General features: G+C 59.1%; 15 protein-coding genes. 10 read left to right on the top strand and 5 right to left on the bottom strand.

The window, feature by feature from the left end; genetic code table 11:
• Positions 1 to 157 precede the first annotated feature (157 nt).
• Positions 158 to 625 (bottom strand): hypothetical protein, encoded by a 468-nt coding sequence (locus tag DXB86_RS09640; protein WP_117736952.1) that lies wholly within the window; start codon positions 623 to 625, stop codon positions 158 to 160.
• Positions 626 to 900: 275 nt separating this feature from the next.
• Between DXB86_RS09640 and DXB86_RS09635 the strand changes: the two genes are divergently transcribed.
• The gene (locus DXB86_RS09635; RefSeq protein ID WP_055251783.1) at positions 901 to 1332 is read left to right on the top strand and encodes an Hsp20/alpha crystallin family protein; all 432 of its coding nucleotides are present in this window, start codon (positions 901 to 903) and stop codon (positions 1330 to 1332) included.
• A gap of 81 nt (positions 1333 to 1413) precedes the next feature.
• Here DXB86_RS09635 and DXB86_RS09630 read toward each other — a convergent pair whose 3' ends face one another.
• On the bottom strand, positions 1414 to 2223 hold the full coding sequence (locus DXB86_RS09630; protein WP_117736951.1) for an MBL fold metallo-hydrolase: 810 nt from the start codon (positions 2221 to 2223) through the stop codon (positions 1414 to 1416).
• 48 nt (positions 2224 to 2271) lie between these two features.
• Between DXB86_RS09630 and tilS the strand changes: the two genes are divergently transcribed.
• The 5 genes from tilS (at position 2272) to DXB86_RS09605 (ending at position 8997) form a co-directional block, all read left to right on the top strand.
• Positions 2272 to 3813 (top strand): tRNA lysidine(34) synthetase TilS, encoded by a 1542-nt coding sequence (gene tilS / locus DXB86_RS09625; RefSeq protein ID WP_199411036.1) that lies wholly within the window; start codon positions 2272 to 2274, stop codon positions 3811 to 3813.
• Positions 3814 to 3960: 147 nt separating this feature from the next.
• Positions 3961 to 4509 carry a hypoxanthine phosphoribosyltransferase gene (hpt, locus tag DXB86_RS09620; protein ID WP_117736950.1) on the top strand — a complete coding sequence of 183 codons (549 nt, stop codon included), beginning with the start codon at positions 3961 to 3963 and terminating at the stop codon, positions 4507 to 4509.
• Positions 4510 to 4570: 61 nt separating this feature from the next.
• The gene (gene ftsH, locus DXB86_RS09615) at positions 4571 to 6649 is read left to right on the top strand and encodes an ATP-dependent zinc metalloprotease FtsH (RefSeq protein ID WP_233504192.1); all 2079 of its coding nucleotides are present in this window, start codon (positions 4571 to 4573) and stop codon (positions 6647 to 6649) included.
• 176 nt (positions 6650 to 6825) lie between these two features.
• Entirely contained in the window at positions 6826 to 8010 is a 1185-nt protein-coding gene (locus DXB86_RS09610; RefSeq protein WP_117736948.1) for a pyridoxal phosphate-dependent aminotransferase, read from the top strand.
• Positions 8011 to 8175: 165 nt separating this feature from the next.
• Positions 8176 to 8997 (top strand): phosphatase, encoded by an 822-nt coding sequence (locus DXB86_RS09605; RefSeq protein ID WP_117736947.1) that lies wholly within the window; start codon positions 8176 to 8178, stop codon positions 8995 to 8997.
• A gap of 78 nt (positions 8998 to 9075) precedes the next feature.
• Here DXB86_RS09605 and rlmD read toward each other — a convergent pair whose 3' ends face one another.
• Positions 9076 to 10509 carry a 23S rRNA (uracil(1939)-C(5))-methyltransferase RlmD gene (gene rlmD / locus DXB86_RS09600; protein WP_117736946.1) on the bottom strand — a complete coding sequence of 478 codons (1434 nt, stop codon included), beginning with the start codon at positions 10507 to 10509 and terminating at the stop codon, positions 9076 to 9078.
• A gap of 351 nt (positions 10510 to 10860) precedes the next feature.
• Here rlmD and DXB86_RS09595 point away from each other — a divergent pair, with 351 nt between their 5' ends.
• The 4 genes from DXB86_RS09595 to DXB86_RS09580 all read left to right on the top strand — a co-directional run bounded on the left by DXB86_RS09595 (position 10861) and on the right by DXB86_RS09580 (position 15849).
• The gene (locus DXB86_RS09595; RefSeq protein WP_117638079.1) at positions 10861 to 11721 is read left to right on the top strand and encodes a transporter substrate-binding domain-containing protein; all 861 of its coding nucleotides are present in this window, start codon (positions 10861 to 10863) and stop codon (positions 11719 to 11721) included.
• Between the two features lie 150 nt (positions 11722 to 11871).
• Positions 11872 to 12525 (top strand): amino acid ABC transporter permease, encoded by a 654-nt coding sequence (locus tag DXB86_RS09590; RefSeq protein ID WP_099432382.1) that lies wholly within the window; start codon positions 11872 to 11874, stop codon positions 12523 to 12525.
• A 188-nt stretch (positions 12526 to 12713) separates the two neighbouring features.
• Complete coding sequence (locus tag DXB86_RS09585; protein WP_199411037.1) at positions 12714 to 13463, top strand: amino acid ABC transporter ATP-binding protein; 750 nt, start codon at positions 12714 to 12716, stop codon at positions 13461 to 13463.
• 310 nt (positions 13464 to 13773) lie between these two features.
• Positions 13774 to 15849 (top strand): translation factor GTPase family protein, encoded by a 2076-nt coding sequence (locus DXB86_RS09580; RefSeq protein ID WP_117736944.1) that lies wholly within the window; start codon positions 13774 to 13776, stop codon positions 15847 to 15849.
• Positions 15850 to 15978: 129 nt separating this feature from the next.
• On the opposite strand, the gene DXB86_RS09575 is transcribed toward DXB86_RS09580, so the two are convergent.
• Both DXB86_RS09575 and DXB86_RS09570 read right to left on the bottom strand, forming a co-directional pair.
• Positions 15979 to 16956, bottom strand: coding sequence for a DNA/RNA non-specific endonuclease (locus DXB86_RS09575; protein WP_117736943.1), 978 nt, complete (start codon positions 16954 to 16956; stop codon positions 15979 to 15981).
• Between the two features lie 560 nt (positions 16957 to 17516).
• Positions 17517 to 18043 (bottom strand): IS3 family transposase (locus DXB86_RS09570; protein ID WP_117736942.1); only part of this gene is annotated, 527 nt, incomplete at its 5' end.

Genomic DNA, 18043 nt, shown 5'->3' with positions numbered 1-18043 from the left:
GTGGGAGGCCAGGGCGCCGCTGACCGGTGGACGGCACCGAGCCGTCGCAAGACTTGAAGAAGGGGGGAGGCCTCGCGGCCTCCCCCTTCTTTTGCGTTTACGGGGCGTAAATGACTCAATTACACCAGACGATCTTGTTGTTTTCGGTATTGAGCCTTTATTTAAAGAAAATAAATCGTATAACAAGGGCAACTACTATGGCCGCAATGGTCAAAAGCAGAATTGTCAGCTGATGCTGCTTGCGTCGTTTACTTGACGAAACGAAGATTGACTTTCCCTGTTTTGGCGTTTCGAGATAGCGAGCCGAATGCGTCAAGGTTTGCTTGGGTCGAGGCCCTCTTTGTTGATGGACGGCGGATGCTTTCATCGGCTCATCACTAGCTACGCTGTTTTTAGATAATGGTGCGTCTTTCAGATATACAGGGTCTCCCGAGGCGACGCCCATATGTTTGCGCCCCGTTTGTGCTTCTTCGAGCGTTTGATATCGGTTTCTTGTCACATATTTGGGCTCTGGGCCATTGATGGGCTCTTGCGAGATGTGGGGGCGATGGAATCGAATCGGTTGCGGGCTGGATGCTTCGTCCTGCTCCGGCATAAACGTGTTGTCCTGTTTTTGATCGTCCATGATGCCCTTAGCTCGTCATCAATATCGTGTATGCGCCCATTGTAAGCCAGCCGTCTAGTTTTGATGGGATTGCATACATTATTTAAGCCTTCGTTCAAATTCCGTTTATTAGACAAAACCTTAGTCAACCAGACTTAGATATGCTTATATCAATAGACTCAAAAAACTTTATAGTCGATGTATATATAAGAAGCGGCTGGGCATATATAACAGCGTCAAAAGAAGTCCCAGTCACCTAGAAGATGACTCGGCAGTCCTTAAAAGGAGTGGTAAACATGGCAAGCATGGTTCCTTATCGTTCGGTTTTTGGCGTTCGTCCTTCTGCTAGCTCGCTGTTCGATTTGTTTGATGATATGACCGATCTTGCAAACAACTCGATTGCTTCCAAGGCGTTCCCCGTTGATGTCGAGGACAAGGGCGATGGTTATGAGGTCAAGGCCTATCTGACCGGCGTCGCTAAGGATGATATCGACGTTGAGCTTAACGAGGGTCGCCTGTCGATTAGCGTGAACGTTGTGGAGGACGAGGAGAACGAGGGCAAGAACTTCCTGCAGAAGGAGTTTAGCTCGTACAGCGCGACGCGCGGCGTGTATCTGAAGGACGCTTCGAGCGAGGGCCTTTCGGCTAAGTATGCTGACGGCATCCTGACCGTTACGGTTCCCAAGATTGTCGAGAAGAAGAACGTTACGAAGATCTCCATCGACTAACGATGGCTCTGCTTCAATCGAGAGTATGAGTTAAGGGGGGCTGGGAAGTGATTCCCAGCCCCCCTTTGTTGTCTTGAGGGGCTATTGAATGGTTGTCGGTTGATACTGGCTTGCAGGGCGTATCGAGAGCTTCCGCGGCCCTTGAAGACGGGTGGCAGAACTGCCGAGTTCATCATCGAGACTTGCATCAAGCGCGTTGGCATAGCTTTTGACGGTAAGGCTTGGACGATTATTGTCCTGGCTGATATGCATGGCGATGAGCTGTTCGGTGCGATCGGTAACAAGTTCGCGCGCGGCTTCGGCGGCCTGGTTGTTGGAGAGGTGCCCCTTTGTGGACAGGATGCGCTCCTGAAGAAAGCGGGGGTACGCTCCTTCGCGCAACATAGTTACATCGTGGTTACTTTCGAGCGCGAGAACTCGACAGTCTTTGAGGATGCCTATGGCCTTGCTCGATAACTCTCCGGTGTCGGTGGCAAACCCAATGGAATCATCGAGAGCATTAAATCGATAGCCGACAGGATTGATGACATCGTGCGATGTTGAGTAGGTTTGCACGTGGATGCCGGCAATGGGGAGCGTGTCGCCGGGGTCAAATTCCTCTACGGGCAGGTGCGCGAGGTTTTCTTTGCATGAAAGGGTGTCCCTGCTGGCAAAGAGGGGACCATGCCAGTGCTTGCACCATACATCGAGCCCCTTGATATGGTCACCATGCTCATGGGTGATTACAAGAGAGGCGACGTCGTCTGCCGAGAGGCCAAGCTCCGCCATGCGTTTAAGTGTCTCGCGGCGGGACAGGCCGTTGTCGATCATGATGAGCCCCTGAGGCCCCTCGACGAGTGCGCAGTTGCCTTTTGAGCCGCTGCCGAGGATATGAAGGTGCAGGCGAGACATAAGATTCCAAAGGATACAATGAGTGCGGACGAATAGAGGAGGAAGCGAATGCCAACGGTATCTCAGCACTATGGACATCATGCCGCGCCGAGGACGGATAAGAGCGCCCTGGCAACGCGGCGGGCCGCTGCCCCCGTAGTGCTCATGGTATCAGGCGGTGCGGACTCGACGGCGCTGCTCCTTATGGCTTGCACATCAAAGCTGGATATCCAGGACGGGCGCGGCGTCGCTCCCATTGCGCGCGAGCGATTGCACGTGCTGCATGTAAACCATCATCTGCGCGGGGAGGCATCCGATGGCGACGAGGCCTTTGTACGTGACCTGTGCGCGCAATACGGCTTGCCGCTGTGTGTTGAGCATGCCTATTTTGATGACGAATCGGGCAATATCGAGGCTGCGGCTCGCGAGGTGCGCTATGCCGCGGCACGGAGATATGTTCGCGAACTTTGTGCTGAATCGGGCGCACCGCGGACGGCGGCTCGTATCTGTACCGCGCATACTTCGTCGGACCGCGCGGAAACATTTTTGATGAATGCCATTAAAGGGTCGGGTCCCGCGGGTCTATCGAGCATTCCGCGCCGTCGGAACATTGTGGTTCGCCCCTTGCTCGACCTCACGCACGATGAGCTCGTGAGCTATCTGCAGGTGCACGGTCAGCCATGGCGGGAAGATGAAAGCAACGAGGACGTTTCGTACCTGCGCAACTATGTACGCCATCGGGTGATGCCGGTGGTGGCACGGCGCAACGCGAGCGTCTGTAAGACGATTGGCGCCGCTTGCGAAATTCTGGGCGACGAAGACGCCTTTCTTTCCCAGCTTTCGGCACAGGCGTTTCGAAGCTGCCTGCGCAAGGAAGCGGCGGGCGCACTGGTGCTCGATGCGCGCCGTCTTGCCGCCGCTGAGGTTGTGATTGCACGGCGTATCGTGCGGTTGGCGATTAAGCGCATCGATCCCGACGCGCGACCGGAGATGCGGCACGTGGAGCGCGTGCTCGCCTGCGTCGCTGCGGGCTCGGGCTCGGTTACGCTTCCTGCGGGAATTGATGCCCGTGTGGAGTTTGGCATGCTGGCGTTCAAGGCCCCGGCGGCGCGCGAGGGTTTAGTGGCCGATTGGATCTCCGTTCCCGGTTGTCTGCCGCTGGGGGCGGGGCATATGCTGACAGCGGAGCCGATGGCTGTGGAGCCGGGGTGCGATATCGTGCACCGTGCCCGCGAGCTTGCTGCTGCCGGAAAGGTTGCGGCCTTGGTGGATGCGGCGGCCCTGGGGTTTGCCGACCGCGATGGCGAGCGGATGTTAGCCGGCTCGCGCGGGGAGATCCCCACCGAGGCACGATCGGCGCGCCTGTGGGTGGATAGCCCTGTGCCGGGAGACGTGATGTGCCCGTTGGGGATGAACGGCCGAAGCAAGAAAGTGTCAGACCTGTTAAACGAGGCGCGCATTCCTGTTTCAGACCGCTCTGGCGTACCCGTGGTAAGAACGGCTCCGGGAGGTGCCGTAGTATGGGTCGCGGGCGTTCGCGCGGACGAGCGTTTTAAATGCACGGCCGCAACGCGCGTGGCATATCTGCTTCGTGTGGTCGATGCGGAATAGCGCTTCGCGCCAGCTATTCTGTGCGACGTTGACGGTATTCCCGCGCTGATGGCGCACGTGCTGGTAAATATACCCCGTGCGCTGCTAGAATGTGTAGTTCGCGTCCATGCGGCGGTGCGTGGGCGATAAGCACAAGAAAGGGTTGTCATGGCTTCTCAACATCCGGATATCGAGAAGGTTCTGTTTACGCAGGAGGATATCGACGGTATCGTCTCTCGCCTAGGCGAGCAGATTACTCGCGACTACGCGGGTAAGGATCTGGTGCTGATTGCGGTCCTGCGCGGCGCCGTGGTCTTTATGGGCGACCTGATGCGCAAGATCGAGCTGCCGACCAACATCGATTTCATGGCTGTTTCGAGCTATGGCGACGGTGTGAAGTCCTCGGGCATCGTGCGTATCATTAAGGACCTGGATATCGACATCCGCGGTCGCGACGTGCTGATCGTCGAGGACATTCTGGACTCGGGCCTGACGCTCAAGTATCTGATGAAGAACCTCGAGAGCCGCAAGCCCGCCTCGCTGGAGGTTGCCGCCTTCCTGTGGAAGGACGTTGAGGACCGTACCTCGGCCGTCGCGCCCAAGTATGTTGGAACCCATTGCCCCGATGCCTTTGTGGTGGGCTACGGCCTCGACTATGCCGAGCGCTATCGTAACCTTCCGTATCTGGGCATTTTGAAACCGGAGGTTTATTCGTAAGATGCCCGACGACCGTAACGACAACAATTCCCAGACTCCCCGGGACCCAAAGATCCCGGGGATGCCCGGAGGCAAGAAGCCCACGCGTACGGGCTGGCTGTATTTTCTTTTGGCTTGCGCGCTCCTGGGTTACGCCTTCTTTAACATGGGCTCCGGCTTTGCCAACTCCAGCAATACCGTAAAGCTCGCGACGAGTGAGATGGTCAGCGCCATCAAGCAGGATCGCGTCGAAGATCTGACCTATACGGTTCAGGACGGAAGCGTGACGGGTCATTACTGGAAGACGAAAAAGGACAAGGGCGACACGAGCGAGCTCAAGAGCTTTTCCTCGACCTATGTCGGTTCCGATTCGCTTGCCGAGCTCATGGCGGAGCACCCCGATACCAAGTACATCGTCAACACCAATGACCCCGATTTTTGGGGCGACTTGGCGATGAGCGTGCTTCCGACGATCGCCCTGATCGCCATCATGTTCTACTTTATGCGCCAGATGATGGGTGCCAACAACAGGAACATGCAGTTTGGCAAGACCAACGCCAAGACCAACGAGGCAACGCGCCCCAAGGTCAAGTTTGAGGATGTTGCCGGTGTGGACGAGGCAGTCGAGGAGCTCGAGGAGATTCGCGACTTTTTGAGCGATCCGGACCGCTATCGCAAGCTGGGTGCCAAGATTCCGCGCGGCGTGCTGCTGGTTGGCCCTCCGGGTACCGGTAAAACCCTGCTGGCCAAGGCCGTTGCCGGCGAGGCGGGCGTGCCGTTCTTTAGCATCTCGGGTTCCGACTTTGTCGAGATGTTCGTGGGTGTCGGCGCCAGCCGCGTGCGCGACCTTTTTAAGGAGGCCAAGTCTCAGGCTCCGTCAATCATCTTTATCGACGAGATCGATGCCGTGGGACGTCAGCGCGGAGCTGGCTTGGGCGGCGGTCACGACGAGCGCGAGCAGACGCTCAACCAGCTGCTGGTCGAGATGGACGGCTTTGAGGAAAGCGAGTCGGTCATCCTGATCGCCGCGACCAACCGCCCCGATATTCTGGATCCGGCATTGCTGCGTCCCGGCCGTTTTGACCGTCAGGTTACGGTCGACCGTCCGGATGTGAAGGGCCGCGAGCAGATCTTGCGCGTGCATGCCGAGAACAAGCCGATGGACGAGGACGTTAAGTTTGAGAAGCTCGCCCAGATGACCGTTGGCTTTACTGGTGCCGATTTGGCGAACCTGCTCAACGAGTCTGCGTTGCTGGCCGCTCGCCGTCATCGTTCTGTGATCTCGATGGACGAGGTCGAGGAGTCGATGGAGCGCGTGATTGCCGGACCGCAACGCAAGGGTCGCGTGATGACCGAAGCCGAGCGCACCACGATTGCCTACCATGAGAGCGGTCACGCTTTGGTGGGCCACATCCTGGAGCACTCCGATCCGGTTCATAAGATCTCGATCGTCAGCCGCGGTCAGGCCCTGGGCTACACACTGCAGCTTCCGCAGGAGGATCACTTCCTCAAGACCAAGAACGAGATGCTCGACGAGCTCGCCGTGTTCTTGGGCGGTCGCGTTGCCGAGGAGCTCATGTGCGACGACATCACGTCGGGCGCGAGCAACGATCTGGAGCGCGCGACTAAGATGGCGCGCGAGATGGTCACGCGCTTGGGCATGAGCGAGGAGTTGGGCACGCAAGTGTTTGGCGAGGCGCAGCATCAGGTGTTCCTTGGTCGCGATTACGCCGATCACCAGGATTACTCCGAGGAGACGGCGCGTCGCATCGACATCGAGGTCCAGCGCATTATGCGTGAGGCCCATCGTCGTGCGGTCGAGATTTTGGATGCCCGCCGCGATCAACTCGATCTGATGGCCAAGGTGCTGCTTGAGCGCGAGACCGTCGAGGGTGACGCCGTGAACGCCCTGCTCGACAACGAGTGGGACGCTTACCTTGAGCGCGAGGGCGATATCCTGGCGGCCAAGGAGGAGCGCAACGCCAGGGCGGCTGGCATGCCGACCAAGAAGCGCTCGCTTCGCATGAGCGAGGAGGAGTTGGCGGCTGATGCCGCGGCCTTTGCGCAGGCGGCCATGCAGGAGGATGCCGAAGCCGCATCCGATGATGCCGGAGATGGCAATGCTGCCAACGCTGACGGCAACACCGACGCCGACAAATAGTTCTTGTAGCGAAAGCCTCCGCGGGGAAACCTGTGGAGGCTCTTTCTTTTGAGCGATATGTTGATTGGGGACAGACTTAAATGAGCGTTTTCACGCATTTAAGTCTGTCCCCAATCAACATTGTGGCGCTCTAGTTGGCTAAAGCGTACAATAGCGCCTATGCGAAAGGGGAACAGATGATCAACGAAACTATGTATGCTCGCGGTGCGGAAAGCTCCATCATCCGTGAGATCTTTAGCTATGGCCTTGAGCGCAAGGCGCAGATCGGTGCGGAGAACGTATTCGATTTTTCGCTGGGTAACCCGAGCGTTCCGGCACCTGCCGCCGTGGCTGAGTCCATTAAGAAGGCCTTGGAGCTGCCGAGCGACCAGCTGCATGGATACACGCCTGCGCCGGGTCTGCCGCAATGTCGAGCAGCCGTCGCCGACTCGCTCAACCGTCGCTTTGGCACGAGCTATGAGGGCAAGGACGTCTTTATGACGGTGGGTGCCGCGGCTTCGCTCACCTGCACGCTCAATGCCGTTACGAACCCGGGCGATGAGGTTGTTGTTATCGCCCCGTACTTTCCGGAGTATCGCGTGTGGATTGAGAAGGCCGGCTGCACGTGTGTTGAGGCGCTCGCCGATGAAGATACGTTCCAGCTGAGCGTGAGTAACGTGCTCAAGGCGATTACCGATAAGACGGCTGCCGTCATCATCGACTCGCCCAACAATCCGACCGGTGCCGTATATACACGCGACACGCTGACGCGACTGGCCAATGTTCTGCGCGAGGCCAACGCTCAGCGCGATCCCGAGAATCCGATTATGCTCATCTCTGATGAGCCGTATCGCGAGATTGTCTATGGCGCCGAGGTGCCTTGGGTGCCTTCGATCTACGAGCACACCATCGTGTGCTACTCGTATTCCAAGTCGCTTTCGCTACCGGGCGAGCGCGTCGGGTGGATCCTGGTTCCCAATACGAATCCTCAGGCAGCTCGTCTAATGCCCGCCGTTGCCGGTGCCGCCCGTACGCTGGGCTTCGTGTGTGCACCGGCGCTCTTCCAGCGCGTGATCATCGATTGCATCGATGAGCCGAGTGATGTCGAGGCCTATGCTCGCAACCGCACCGCGCTTACCGACGCACTAGCGGAGTACGGCTACACCTATGTTGAGCCGGATGGTGCATTCTACCTGTGGGTGAAGGCACTGGAGCCCGATGCGAATGCGTTCTGTGAGCGCGCGAAGAAGTATGAGCTGCTTGCGGTGCCCTCGGACAGCTTTGGCATGCCTGGTTGGTTCCGCCTGGGCTATTGCGTGAGTTACGAAACGATTATCAATTCGCTACCCGCTTGGAAACAGTTGGCGGACGAGTATCGTTAAAAGTAAAGCGCTCTGCTTACAATGTTTTACGTGAAACGGGGTTTGGTGTTAAGCCAGACCCCGTTGTCTATGCCGTTGTGTGATTGGGATGAAGCAGTTTTACGACTGCCGAAAGCTATGCGTACAATGAATATACGCGACGGCCATGCTGGACAAGGAGACCTGATGCCCTACCTGCTTTCCTGTGATATCCATACTCATACGATGTTCTCCGCGCATGCGTACTCAACCATTGAGGAGAACATCTATTGGGCGGCGGAGCGTGGCCTTCAGGTGCTCGGTTCCGCCGATCATTTAAGCTCGATGGTTACGCCTTGCCCCAATGACCTGCGCAGTTTCCAGTTCTTTATTAACCAGGATATCTGGCCGCGCATTTGGAGCGGCGTGCTGGTGCTCCGCGGCGCCGAGGCCGATATCGTTTCGCTGGACGGAAGCTTGTTTGGCGAGGACATTCCCGTTTCGCTCAATATCGCCGGCGATTCGTATAGTCGTGAGCATTCGCTGTTCGATTTGGTGACGCGTAATTTGGATTATTTGGTGGCAAGCGTGCATAACCCGCAGTTTGCCGAAGGCGCGACGCTCGCCGAGACGACCGAGATGTACATCAATGCCCTGGAGCACCCCAAGGTGTTCATGCTTGGGCATGCGGGTCGTTCGGGCGTGCCGTTCGATATCGATGAGGTGCTGTTGGCGGCCAAGGCCAAGCACAAGATCATCGAGATCAACAACCATAGTCTTGAACACGGTGTCGACACTGAGCATTGGGCCGTATGCCGCAAGATCGCCGAGCGCTGCGCCGAGCTGGGCGTGGGTATTGGCGTGTCGACCGATGCCCACATTGGCATGGCCATTGGCAAGCTCGATCACGCGCGCAAGATGCTCGACGAGATTCACTTCCCGCTGGATTTGATCGTGACGCGCGACCGCGAGACGCTGCTGCGCGAGATGGCGGCAGCCGGCGTGTGTGACCTGCGCAAGGGGATGTAGCGGAGTTCATAAACCAAGCGAAGGGGGCGGTCCAGACGGGCCGCCCCCTTTCTTGTCTCGAAAATCTACCGGGGTGGATTAGCGGCGCTCGAGGACCGCTACGGTTTCGGTGTGGTCGGTATGGGGGAACATGTCGACAGGCGTGATCTTGAGCAGGCGATAGCCTCCGTCGAGGAGCTGGTGCAGGTCGCGCTCTTGGGTCACAGGGTTGCAGCTGATATAGGTGATGCGGCGCGGCTTGAGTGCGCAGGCGGCTTCGAGGAACTCGGGGGTGGAGCCGGCGCGCGGCGGGTCGATGGAAAGGACATCGATCCGCTCGTTGTTGTCGGCGGCGTCCAGGATGTAATCGGTGGCGTCGTCGGCCATAAACCAAGCGCTGCGGGTGAGGCCGTTGAGCTCGGCATTGCGACGTGCGTCGGCAATGCCCGCCGGGTTGCGCTCCACGCCGAGCAGCATAATGCCGATGCCCTTGTCCTGGGCATCCTTCGCGGCGCACAGGCCGATGGTTCCGCTGCCGCAGTAAGCGTCCATAAGAATGTCACCCTGCTGCAGGTCCATGCCGTCAATGGCAAGTCGATAGAGCAGCTCGGTTTGCTGCGGATTGGTCTGATAGAACGCGGTGGGGGAGATATCGAACTCGCAGCCGAGCAGCTGGTCGCGCATGCATTCGGCGCCATAGACGATACGAGTCTCCTCACCCAAGATGGCATTGCCGGGGCGACCGTTGATGTTCTGAGCGACGGTGACGATATGCGGATCGAGTGCGGCGACAGCCTCAAAGAACTCCTGCGCATGCGGCAGGTCGCGCTGAGCGGTCACGAGGGTGACCATAATCTGGTCGGTGCGCCAGCCGCAGCGAACGACGGCATAGCGAAGCAGTCCCAGATGCTTGTCTTCGTTAAAGGCGGGAATATGCAGACGTTCGGCCTCGCGAGCGATGCCGTTGAGAATCTGACGAGCGCCCGGCGCCTCAACGGGGCATTTGGGAACGGCGACGATTTTGTGCGTCCCACGTTCAAAAAAGCCGCAGCGGACAGCGCCCTCTTTGCCGGGAGCAAACGGAGTGGCAGCCTTATGACGAAAACCACGCGGCGCAGGATATTTACCCGGGTCTCCCAGGGTGACTCCCATACCGCGAATGGGGTCGACGCTAATGCCCTCGCGCTCGCAGAGCTCAGCAAACAGCTCCTCCATAGCAGCCTGCTTGGCCGCCAACTGCTTCTTATAAGGACGATTGAGTGCCGTACACCCACCACAAGCTTTCATGATCGAACAGGGAGACTTGGGATCCACGGCCTTACGCGCAGGCTGAGCCGAATCCTTGCGCGAGCCTTTGGAGCGAACGTGAGGCGCCTTATCCCCGCCCTGACGAGAGCCAGAACGCTTGGTCTTAACCTTGCCCTTCGCATCCTGAGACGACTTGGATTTCTTAGAAGATTTTTTCTCTTCCGACCCCTCAGCCGCCTCGATCAAAGCACGACGAGCCTTACGCTCCGCACGAGATTCTGCCATGAATTAACTCCACTATTAAAGAAAAAGAAAAGTCCGAAGCAATTGTACCGTGCCAAGCTAGTGGACGATATGCAAGCGGCCATTTCATGTCAGCGATAAGTCCAACGACGTTTGCCCGGCGCGGGCGGGGAGCGGCGCGGAATTAAGTTTCCTGCTCTACAGTCCTGCGCAAGACGGAAAGCACATTTAGTGCTTTCCTTTGCGTGCGGAACTCGCGATAAACTTAATTCCGCGCCGCTCCCCGCCCGCGCCGGGCAAGCCCTCCCTTGTACTCCATTTCACTAAAGTGTATGATTCTGAACGTTACATGACTCACTTTACCTAACTAAAGTGCTATCGAGGGGGAATACCATGAATACCGATATGTCTCGTCGTCAGTTTGTTGGTCTAGCCGGCTCGCTCGCCACGGTGCTTGGCCTTGGTCTTGTCGGCTGCGGCGGTGGTGCTGGCAAGGGCTCCGCTGCTGGTTCTGCCGCGGCCAAGGATGTGAAGGGCGCCGCGGAGTCCAAGAAGCTCGTGGTGGGCTTTGACAAGTCCTACCCTCCGTACGGCTTTGTGGGCGATGACGGCGAGTACACGGGCTTTGACCTTGACCTTGCCAAGGCCGTTGCCGATAAGCAGGGCTGGGATGTCGATTACGAGGCCATCGATTGGGATGCCAAGGACACGCTGCTCAACTCCGGCGCCATCAACTGCATCTGGAACGGCTTTACCATGGAGGGCCGCGAGGACGACTACACGTTCTCCGAGCCGTATATGCTCAACGAGCAGGTGTTGGTGGTCAAGAAGGACGCGGGTATCAAGAGCTGGGACGATCTTGCCGGCAAGACCGTGATTACCCAGACTGATTCCGCTGCGCAGGATGTGCTCGAGGGCGACCAGAAGGATCTGGCCGCGACGTTTGCCACGCTCGATACCATCGGTGAGTACAACACGGCGTTTATGCAGCTCGAGAGTGGTGCGGTCGATGCCGTTGCCTGTGACCTCTCGATCGCTCAGTATCAGCTGGCCGCCAAGCCCGATGCCTATACGCAGCTCGACAAGCCGCTGTCCAGCGAGCACTACGCCGTCGGCTTTAAGAAGGGCGACACCAAGTCGGCCGATGCTGTAACCGAGTCACTCAAGGCGCTCTACGAGGACGGCACGGTCAAGGACCTCTGCGATAAATACGCAGATTACGGTCTTTCCTTCGACAACTGGGTGCTCAAATAGCGGCTTTCCCAGGCACCCGATTTTGCCGTTCAAACCGTCGCTTGCGTACATTTAGTACGCGGCGCTCCTCTTTCACGGCAAACTCGGGCACCTGGAAAACCCGCTTTAGCATTGGGTTCGCTGTTCCGTTACTGTGAAAGAGAGCTTGGGTTGTCTATTCAGGTCATGATGCAGATGCTTGGCCAGGGATTCTTGGTCAGCTTGCAGCTGTTTGTGCTGACGCTGTTGGGGTCGATTCCGCTGGGAATTCCCGTGGCGTTTATGCGCATGAGCAAAATTGCGCCGCTTCGCTGGATCGCGCGCATCTATATTTCGGTCATGCGCGGCACGCCGCTTATGCTGCAGATGTTTGCGATCTACTTTGCCCCGTACTACGTGTTTGGCATCTCGCTCACGCCCGATTCCAAATGGACGGCGTGCGTCGTGGCATTCATCATCAACTACGCCGGCTACTTTGCCGAGATCTATCGCTCGGGCCTGCAGTCGATTCCGCGCGGTCAATATGAGGCCGCCGAGGTGCTGGGCTACTCGCGTCTGCAGACGTTTCTGTATATCGTGATGCCGCAGGTCGCCAAGCGTATTCTGCCGGCGATGGGCAACGAGATCATCACACTGGTCAAGGACACGTCGCTGGCGTTTGCCATTGGCGTGGGTGAGATGTTCTCGACCGCCAAGGCGCTGGTCGCCTCGCAGGTGAGCATGGTGCCGTTTGCGATTGCGGCGTTGATCTACTGGGTCTTTAACTTTGTGGTCGAGATGCTGCTGGGCGCTGCCGAAAAGAAGCTGGACTATTATCATGACTAGATCGTTCCGCCGTTCTAGCGAACGGCGGACTGCTCGACGCTGCGCGCGTGCCTGACGGCCAATCTGCTCCTCAAACCGTCGCTTGCGTACAGAAGTACGCGGCGCTCCTCTTTCGAAGCACATTGTCTCGTCAGCCACACGCTCGCTGACTTCTCAAACACATGGAGGTTCCCGTGTTCGGAACGGTAATGATGATAACGAACGCGCGTAAGGCGTTTGGCGGCAATGAGGTGCTCAAGGATATCTCACTCGAAGTCAAGCGCGGTGAGGTCGTGGCGATTATCGGGCCTTCGGGTGGCGGTAAGTCCACGCTGCTGCGCTGCGCTACGCTGCTCGAGACACTCGACGGTGGCTCGCTTTCGTTTGGCGACCTTGCGGTTGCGACGGATGTGGGATCGGGCGCGGTCTATGCGAAGGGAGATGTTCCCAAGCAGGCGCGCTCGCGATTCGGCCTGGTGTTCCAAAATTACAACCTGTTCCCGCACTATACCGTGATGAAAAACATCATCGACGCGCCGATCCGCGTGCTTAAGCGCCCGCGCGAGCAGGCGGAAGCTCGTGCGTATGAATTGATTGCTCAGATGGGGCTTATGGGCAACGAGAATAAGGTTCCGTGTGAGCTTTCGGGCGGTCAGCAGCAGCGCGTGAGTATTGCCCGCGCCCTAGCGCTCGACCCGGAGATCCTGTTCTTTGACGAGCCGACCTCGGCGCTCGATCCCGAGCTGACGGCCGAGGTGCTGCGTGTCATTAAGGACCTCGCTGCGCAGAACATGACGATGGTGATCGTGACCCACGCAATGCAGTTTGCGCGCGATGTTGCCGACCGCGTGGTCTTTATGGATGGCGGTCGTATTGTCGAGGAGGGTCCTGCCGAGCAGGTCATCGACCATCCGCGCGAGCGGCGCACGCGTGAGTTCTTGAGCCGTATCGAGGGATAGGCTCAGGTATTTACTCAACTATTAATTGAGGCGAAGCCGCCACAGGTCTTACGGTCTGTGGCGGCTTTTTGTTTACATCGACGGGGTTCAATAATTGCCTCACAAGCTCGTCTCTTCCTCTCGCCGCCTGTATTCATACGTGTGCCGAAAGGTATGCATGGACAGCCGCCCGTGAGGGTAGGGTGGTGGCATAGGACATTTGGAGGGTGAGTCGGCTCGGCTGCCGACCATGCTGCTCCCGGGACGGCACCGACCGCGAACTCTCCCCGTTGGCGTCGCGCATTGCGCGCGGCCCTGCAAGGAGGTCATCATGGGTGCTCCCAAGACCGGTAACGTAAGGAACGTGGTGCTCGTAGGCCAAGGCGGGGTGGGCAAGACTTCACTCGCCGAGGCCATGCTCCACCTTTCCGGCAAGACCGCCCGCCTGGGCGGCCACGACGGCACCAAGCCCACGCTCGACTATGACCCCGAAGAGGTCAAGCGTGCATTTTCCATCTCGACGACCATCGCGCCGATCGACTGGAAGGGCGCGCGCATCAATGTGCTCGATGCCCCGTGCTACCCCGATTTTATCGGCGACGCCTTTGCCGCGATGAGCGTCTGCGAGACGGCTCTGTTTGTGGTCGACGCCGAGGCCGGCCCGCAGCCTACGACGGTTAAGCTCTGGTATGCCGCCGAGGACCTACGCCTGGCACGCGCGGTGTTCGTAAACCGCCTGTCGCGCTCCGAGGCCAGCTTTGCGACCACGATGGACCTGCTGCAGGAGCGCTTTGGCACGCGCCTAGGCGCCGTGACCCTTCCCTGGGGCGAGGGCGAGGACTTTGACGGCATCATCGACCTGGTGCGCATGAAGGCGCGCCACTGCAACGGCGCCGAGGCCGTTGAGTCGGAGATTCCCGAGGAGTATCGTGCCCAGGCCGAGGAGGCCCATGACCATCTGTGCGAGCTGGTGGCCGAGGCTGACGACGAGCTGATGATGAAATACCTGGAAGGCGAGGAGACGCTGACGCAGGAGGAGCTTGAAGGCCTGCTGTCTAAGGCGATCGCCGAGCGCATCTTTGTGCCGGTCTTTGCGGGCGATTGCATTAAGGAGCAGGGCGTCAACTCGCTGATGGACGACATCGCCACGTACTTCCCGGCGCCGACCGACTACGGCGAGATGCCGCTCATCGACGGTGATTCGCTTAAGATTTCGAGTGACGATGACCGTCCGGTGGCGTTTGTGTTTAAGACGCTGGCCGATCCGCAGCAGGGCCGCATCAGCTTTATCAAGGTGCTGACGGGCACGCTTGAGCCGGGTCTTGAGTTGGTCAACGCGCGTACCCGCAAGAGCGATCGTTTGGCTCACTTGTATGTGATGTGCGGCCGCGATATGACCGAGGTTGGCCATGCCTATGCCGGCGACATCATCGTGGCGCCCAAGCTGGCTGCCGAGACGGGCGATACGCTCTCGATTACCGGCAAGGTCGAGGCTGCGGCGTTTAAGTTCCCCAACTCGCAGTACCGCATCGCCATCGAAGCCGAGAACCGCGGCGACGAAGAGAAGCTCTACACGTTTATCGAGAAGGCCTGCAAGGCAGACCCGACCATGAGCATCGACCGCGACGAGGAGACCGGCCAGACCATCATCTCGGCAGTGGGCGAGGCGCAGGTTTCGGTGCTGCTCAATCGTCTGGAGGACCGCACCAAGGTTGCTGCCAAGAGCGTGCCGATCCGCATTCCGTATCGCGAGACCATCCGCCGCACGGCGAGCGCCCAGGGCCGCCACAAGAAGCAGACCGGTGGTGCCGGTCAGTACGGCAACTGCTGGCTGCGCGTGGAGCCGCTTATTGGGCCCGACGGCACGAGCGACGGCTATGAGTTCGTGGACGAGGTCGTGGGCGGCCGCATCCCGCGCTCGCTGATTCCCGCCGTGGACAAGGGCGTCCAGGAGACCATGAAGGACGGTATTATTGCCGGCTACCCGCTCACGGGCATTCGCGTCGCGGTGTACGACGGTTCGTATCACAGCGTCGACTCCAACGAGATGGCGTTCCGCGCGGCGGCACGCATCGGCCTGCGCAAGGCATGCGCCGATGCCGACCCGGTGGTGCTGGAGCCCATCGAGGAAATCACGGTGACGATCCCCGAGAGCTACGCCGGCGCCGTGATGGGCGACATCTCGGCCTCGCGCGGTCGCGTGACGGGCATGGAGACCGATGAGCGCGGTGACACCGTGGTCATCGCTCAAGCCCCGCTGGCCGAGCTGACGGATTACTCGACGCGCCTGCGCTCTATCACGCGCGGCACGGGTGACTTTACCATGAAGCCCGCTGGCTATGAGCAGGTTCCCTATGACGTTCAGGCCAAGCTGGTCGAGCGCTATGAGGAGGGCCGCGCCAAGTAGCGCGTGGCGTTGCCTGCAACATGCATGCCGGTGCAAGGGCCGCTCTGGGCAATCCAGGGCGGCCCTTTTTGATCCCTGGGGGACGGAGGAAAACGGATCATTTTAGGTTTTGGGGCAGCTTGGTCGGCCCTAGTCCCCCGAGGCCTGATTGCGGCCGGTGGCGTAGTCGATCTGCACGTGCGGCTGCAGATTGTAGCAATATACGTGGAAGCAGAGGGTCTTGCCGTGGTCCTCGACCGATTGCGCCTCAAGGCGCACGCCGCGGCAGACGAGCTCCTCTTCGTTGTACATGGGCGTGACGCGGTAGAGCACATGGTTGCCTGTGTCGTGGATATAGTCGAGGATCTGCTCTTCAAACGGCAGCATGCCCGTTTCGTTGAGATAGCGCGTGCCGGTGAGGAGATTCTTGCGATTAGCGTTTTCGCCGCAGAGCGACCAGGCGATGAGGTGGCAACGGTTGTAGAGGCTTTGACCCGGAATAAAGTCGTAGCGCTGCTGGTGCCACCCGGCGGGATGGATACGCGAGATATCGCCGCGCTTGCCCTGACCGAGCGATTCGGGACCCACGCAGGCGAGTGCCTTGCGGGTGCGGCCCAGGCTATCGAGCTTGGAGAACTTCTTAAAGCAGCCCTCTTCGGTAGCTCGCTCGTATTCGTCGAGCGTGAATGATGGCGTGCCGAGCGGGTGCGTGCTGTCGGTGCGAAGGGCAACGTAGGGGTTGCCGGCGTAGTCGGGAATGCTGCTGAGATATACGCCGCGGGCGCGGTCGAGATCGGGGTTTTCGACCTCGTCGATGGGGGTGACGTTTGAAGAGGCATCGTCAGCGGTGTCGGTCGTGGCGGATTCAGAGCCATCGCCGGAGTCCTGATCATCTTCGGAGTCCGTGGAGCTCGCTGTTCCCGATTCGAGCCGGGCTACCAAGTCCGCTTCGTCGTCGGTGCGGTTGGGGCTCTCGCTTTGCTTCTCGGCCAGAGCAGCCGCCTGCTCATCGCTTTGCGGCGAGAGCAGCTTGGGCGCTCCGTCGAGCGACCCTGTGAACAGCGCAAACCCCAGCACCACGGCGGTGCCGATGGAAAGTACTTGCTTGTAGGCGGACTTGCGCGACATTGAGGCTCCTGGATGGACGGTTGGGAATCTACTAGTCTAGCAGGAGACGCCGCAGACCGTTTTCCCAGATAAAACCTGCCAAAATAAACCCGTCCTCTTTTGGCGGGTTGGCGGGGTAATGCCCGCCGCAACTTATGGCACGGTTGGGATGTGTACGCTTTAAAGAGCGGAGCCCATGGTTAGAGAGATGCGCTCGTCTCTCTAAAGAGAATGTCGGTTAGAGAGATGGCCTTAGGTAATCTAGCAGTGAATTCGATACATCTCTCTAAATTTCTCTCTAAACAAGGCGCTTATCTCTCTAAAGTTAGAGAGATAAGCGCCTTGTTTAGAGAGACGGAATGCCAGTTTTCGTCCGTCCGTTACCATCTGCCAAAAATGGCGGATAAAGGACTCATTGAAGTAATGGGTTCATCGACGAGCCGCAACCGCCGCTATCGGAAGAGGTAGATGTGGCTGAGTCGCCTCTCTAGTGTCTCTCAAAGATAGATGGATGCTAGAGAGACGGTTGCCCCGCGATATTTCCCCAGATAAAACGGGACTGCGGACGATTTCTTGGACCGCTACGCGGCCCTTCCCAGCGCGGCGCGGAACTCGGCCGGCGTGCGGCCGCCGAGCGCATCGCTGCGCCTCTCCGTATTGTAGCGGCCGATCCAGGCCCCGAGCTCCTCGATGAAGCGGGCGGGGGCCCAGCCCGACCAGTCCCTGCCGTGCCAGAACTCCCTCTTGAGCAGGCCGAAGAAGCCCTCCATCGCGGCGTTGTCCGGGCTGCAGCCCTTGGCGGACATGCTCCTGGTGAGGCCGTTGTCCTCGCAGATCGAGATCCAGCCGGGCCAGCGGTAGTGGCCGCCGCGGTCGGAGTGGATGACGGGGCGCTCGCCGGGCGCCAGCCGGGCGCAGGCGTCCTCGAGCGTCGAGTTGGCGAGCGCGGCGTCCGGTCTCTCGCCGGCCCTCCACGCCACGACCGAGGAGTCGAAGCAGTCCCTGATGGCCGACAGGTAGACCTTCCTGCCGGAGGGCAGCCTGAACTCGGTGATGTCGGTTGTTAGCGTCAATATATTTTTCACCATTTTCACCAACGTATTTTCGC

The organism is Collinsella sp. OM06-18AC (genome assembly GCF_003438785.1).
Taxonomy (GTDB): domain Bacteria; phylum Actinomycetota; class Coriobacteriia; order Coriobacteriales; family Coriobacteriaceae; genus Collinsella.
This window is presented reverse-complemented; position numbering and strand designations above follow the sequence as displayed.

Coding starts and splice junctions, on each gene's coding strand:
- DXB86_RS09635 (WP_055251783.1), top strand. CDS start 901: ATGGCAAGCATGGTTCCTTATCGTTCGGTTTTTGGCGTTCGTCCTTCT.
- DXB86_RS09605 (WP_117736947.1), top strand. CDS start 8,176: ATGCCCTACCTGCTTTCCTGTGATATCCATACTCATACGATGTTCTCC.
- DXB86_RS09575 (WP_117736943.1), bottom strand. CDS start 16,956: ATGTCGCGCAAGTCCGCCTACAAGCAAGTACTTTCCATCGGCACCGCC.
- rlmD (WP_117736946.1), bottom strand. CDS start 10,509: ATGGCAGAATCTCGTGCGGAGCGTAAGGCTCGTCGTGCTTTGATCGAG.
- DXB86_RS09585 (WP_199411037.1), top strand. CDS start 12,714: ATGATGATAACGAACGCGCGTAAGGCGTTTGGCGGCAATGAGGTGCTC.
- ftsH (WP_233504192.1), top strand. CDS start 4,571: ATGCCCGGAGGCAAGAAGCCCACGCGTACGGGCTGGCTGTATTTTCTT.
- DXB86_RS09640 (WP_117736952.1), bottom strand. CDS start 625: ATGGACGATCAAAAACAGGACAACACGTTTATGCCGGAGCAGGACGAA.
- DXB86_RS09580 (WP_117736944.1), top strand. CDS start 13,774: ATGGGTGCTCCCAAGACCGGTAACGTAAGGAACGTGGTGCTCGTAGGC.
- hpt (WP_117736950.1), top strand. CDS start 3,961: ATGGCTTCTCAACATCCGGATATCGAGAAGGTTCTGTTTACGCAGGAG.
- DXB86_RS09610 (WP_117736948.1), top strand. CDS start 6,826: ATGATCAACGAAACTATGTATGCTCGCGGTGCGGAAAGCTCCATCATC.
- DXB86_RS09630 (WP_117736951.1), bottom strand. CDS start 2,223: ATGTCTCGCCTGCACCTTCATATCCTCGGCAGCGGCTCAAAAGGCAAC.
- tilS (WP_199411036.1), top strand. CDS start 2,272: ATGCCAACGGTATCTCAGCACTATGGACATCATGCCGCGCCGAGGACG.
- DXB86_RS09595 (WP_117638079.1), top strand. CDS start 10,861: ATGAATACCGATATGTCTCGTCGTCAGTTTGTTGGTCTAGCCGGCTCG.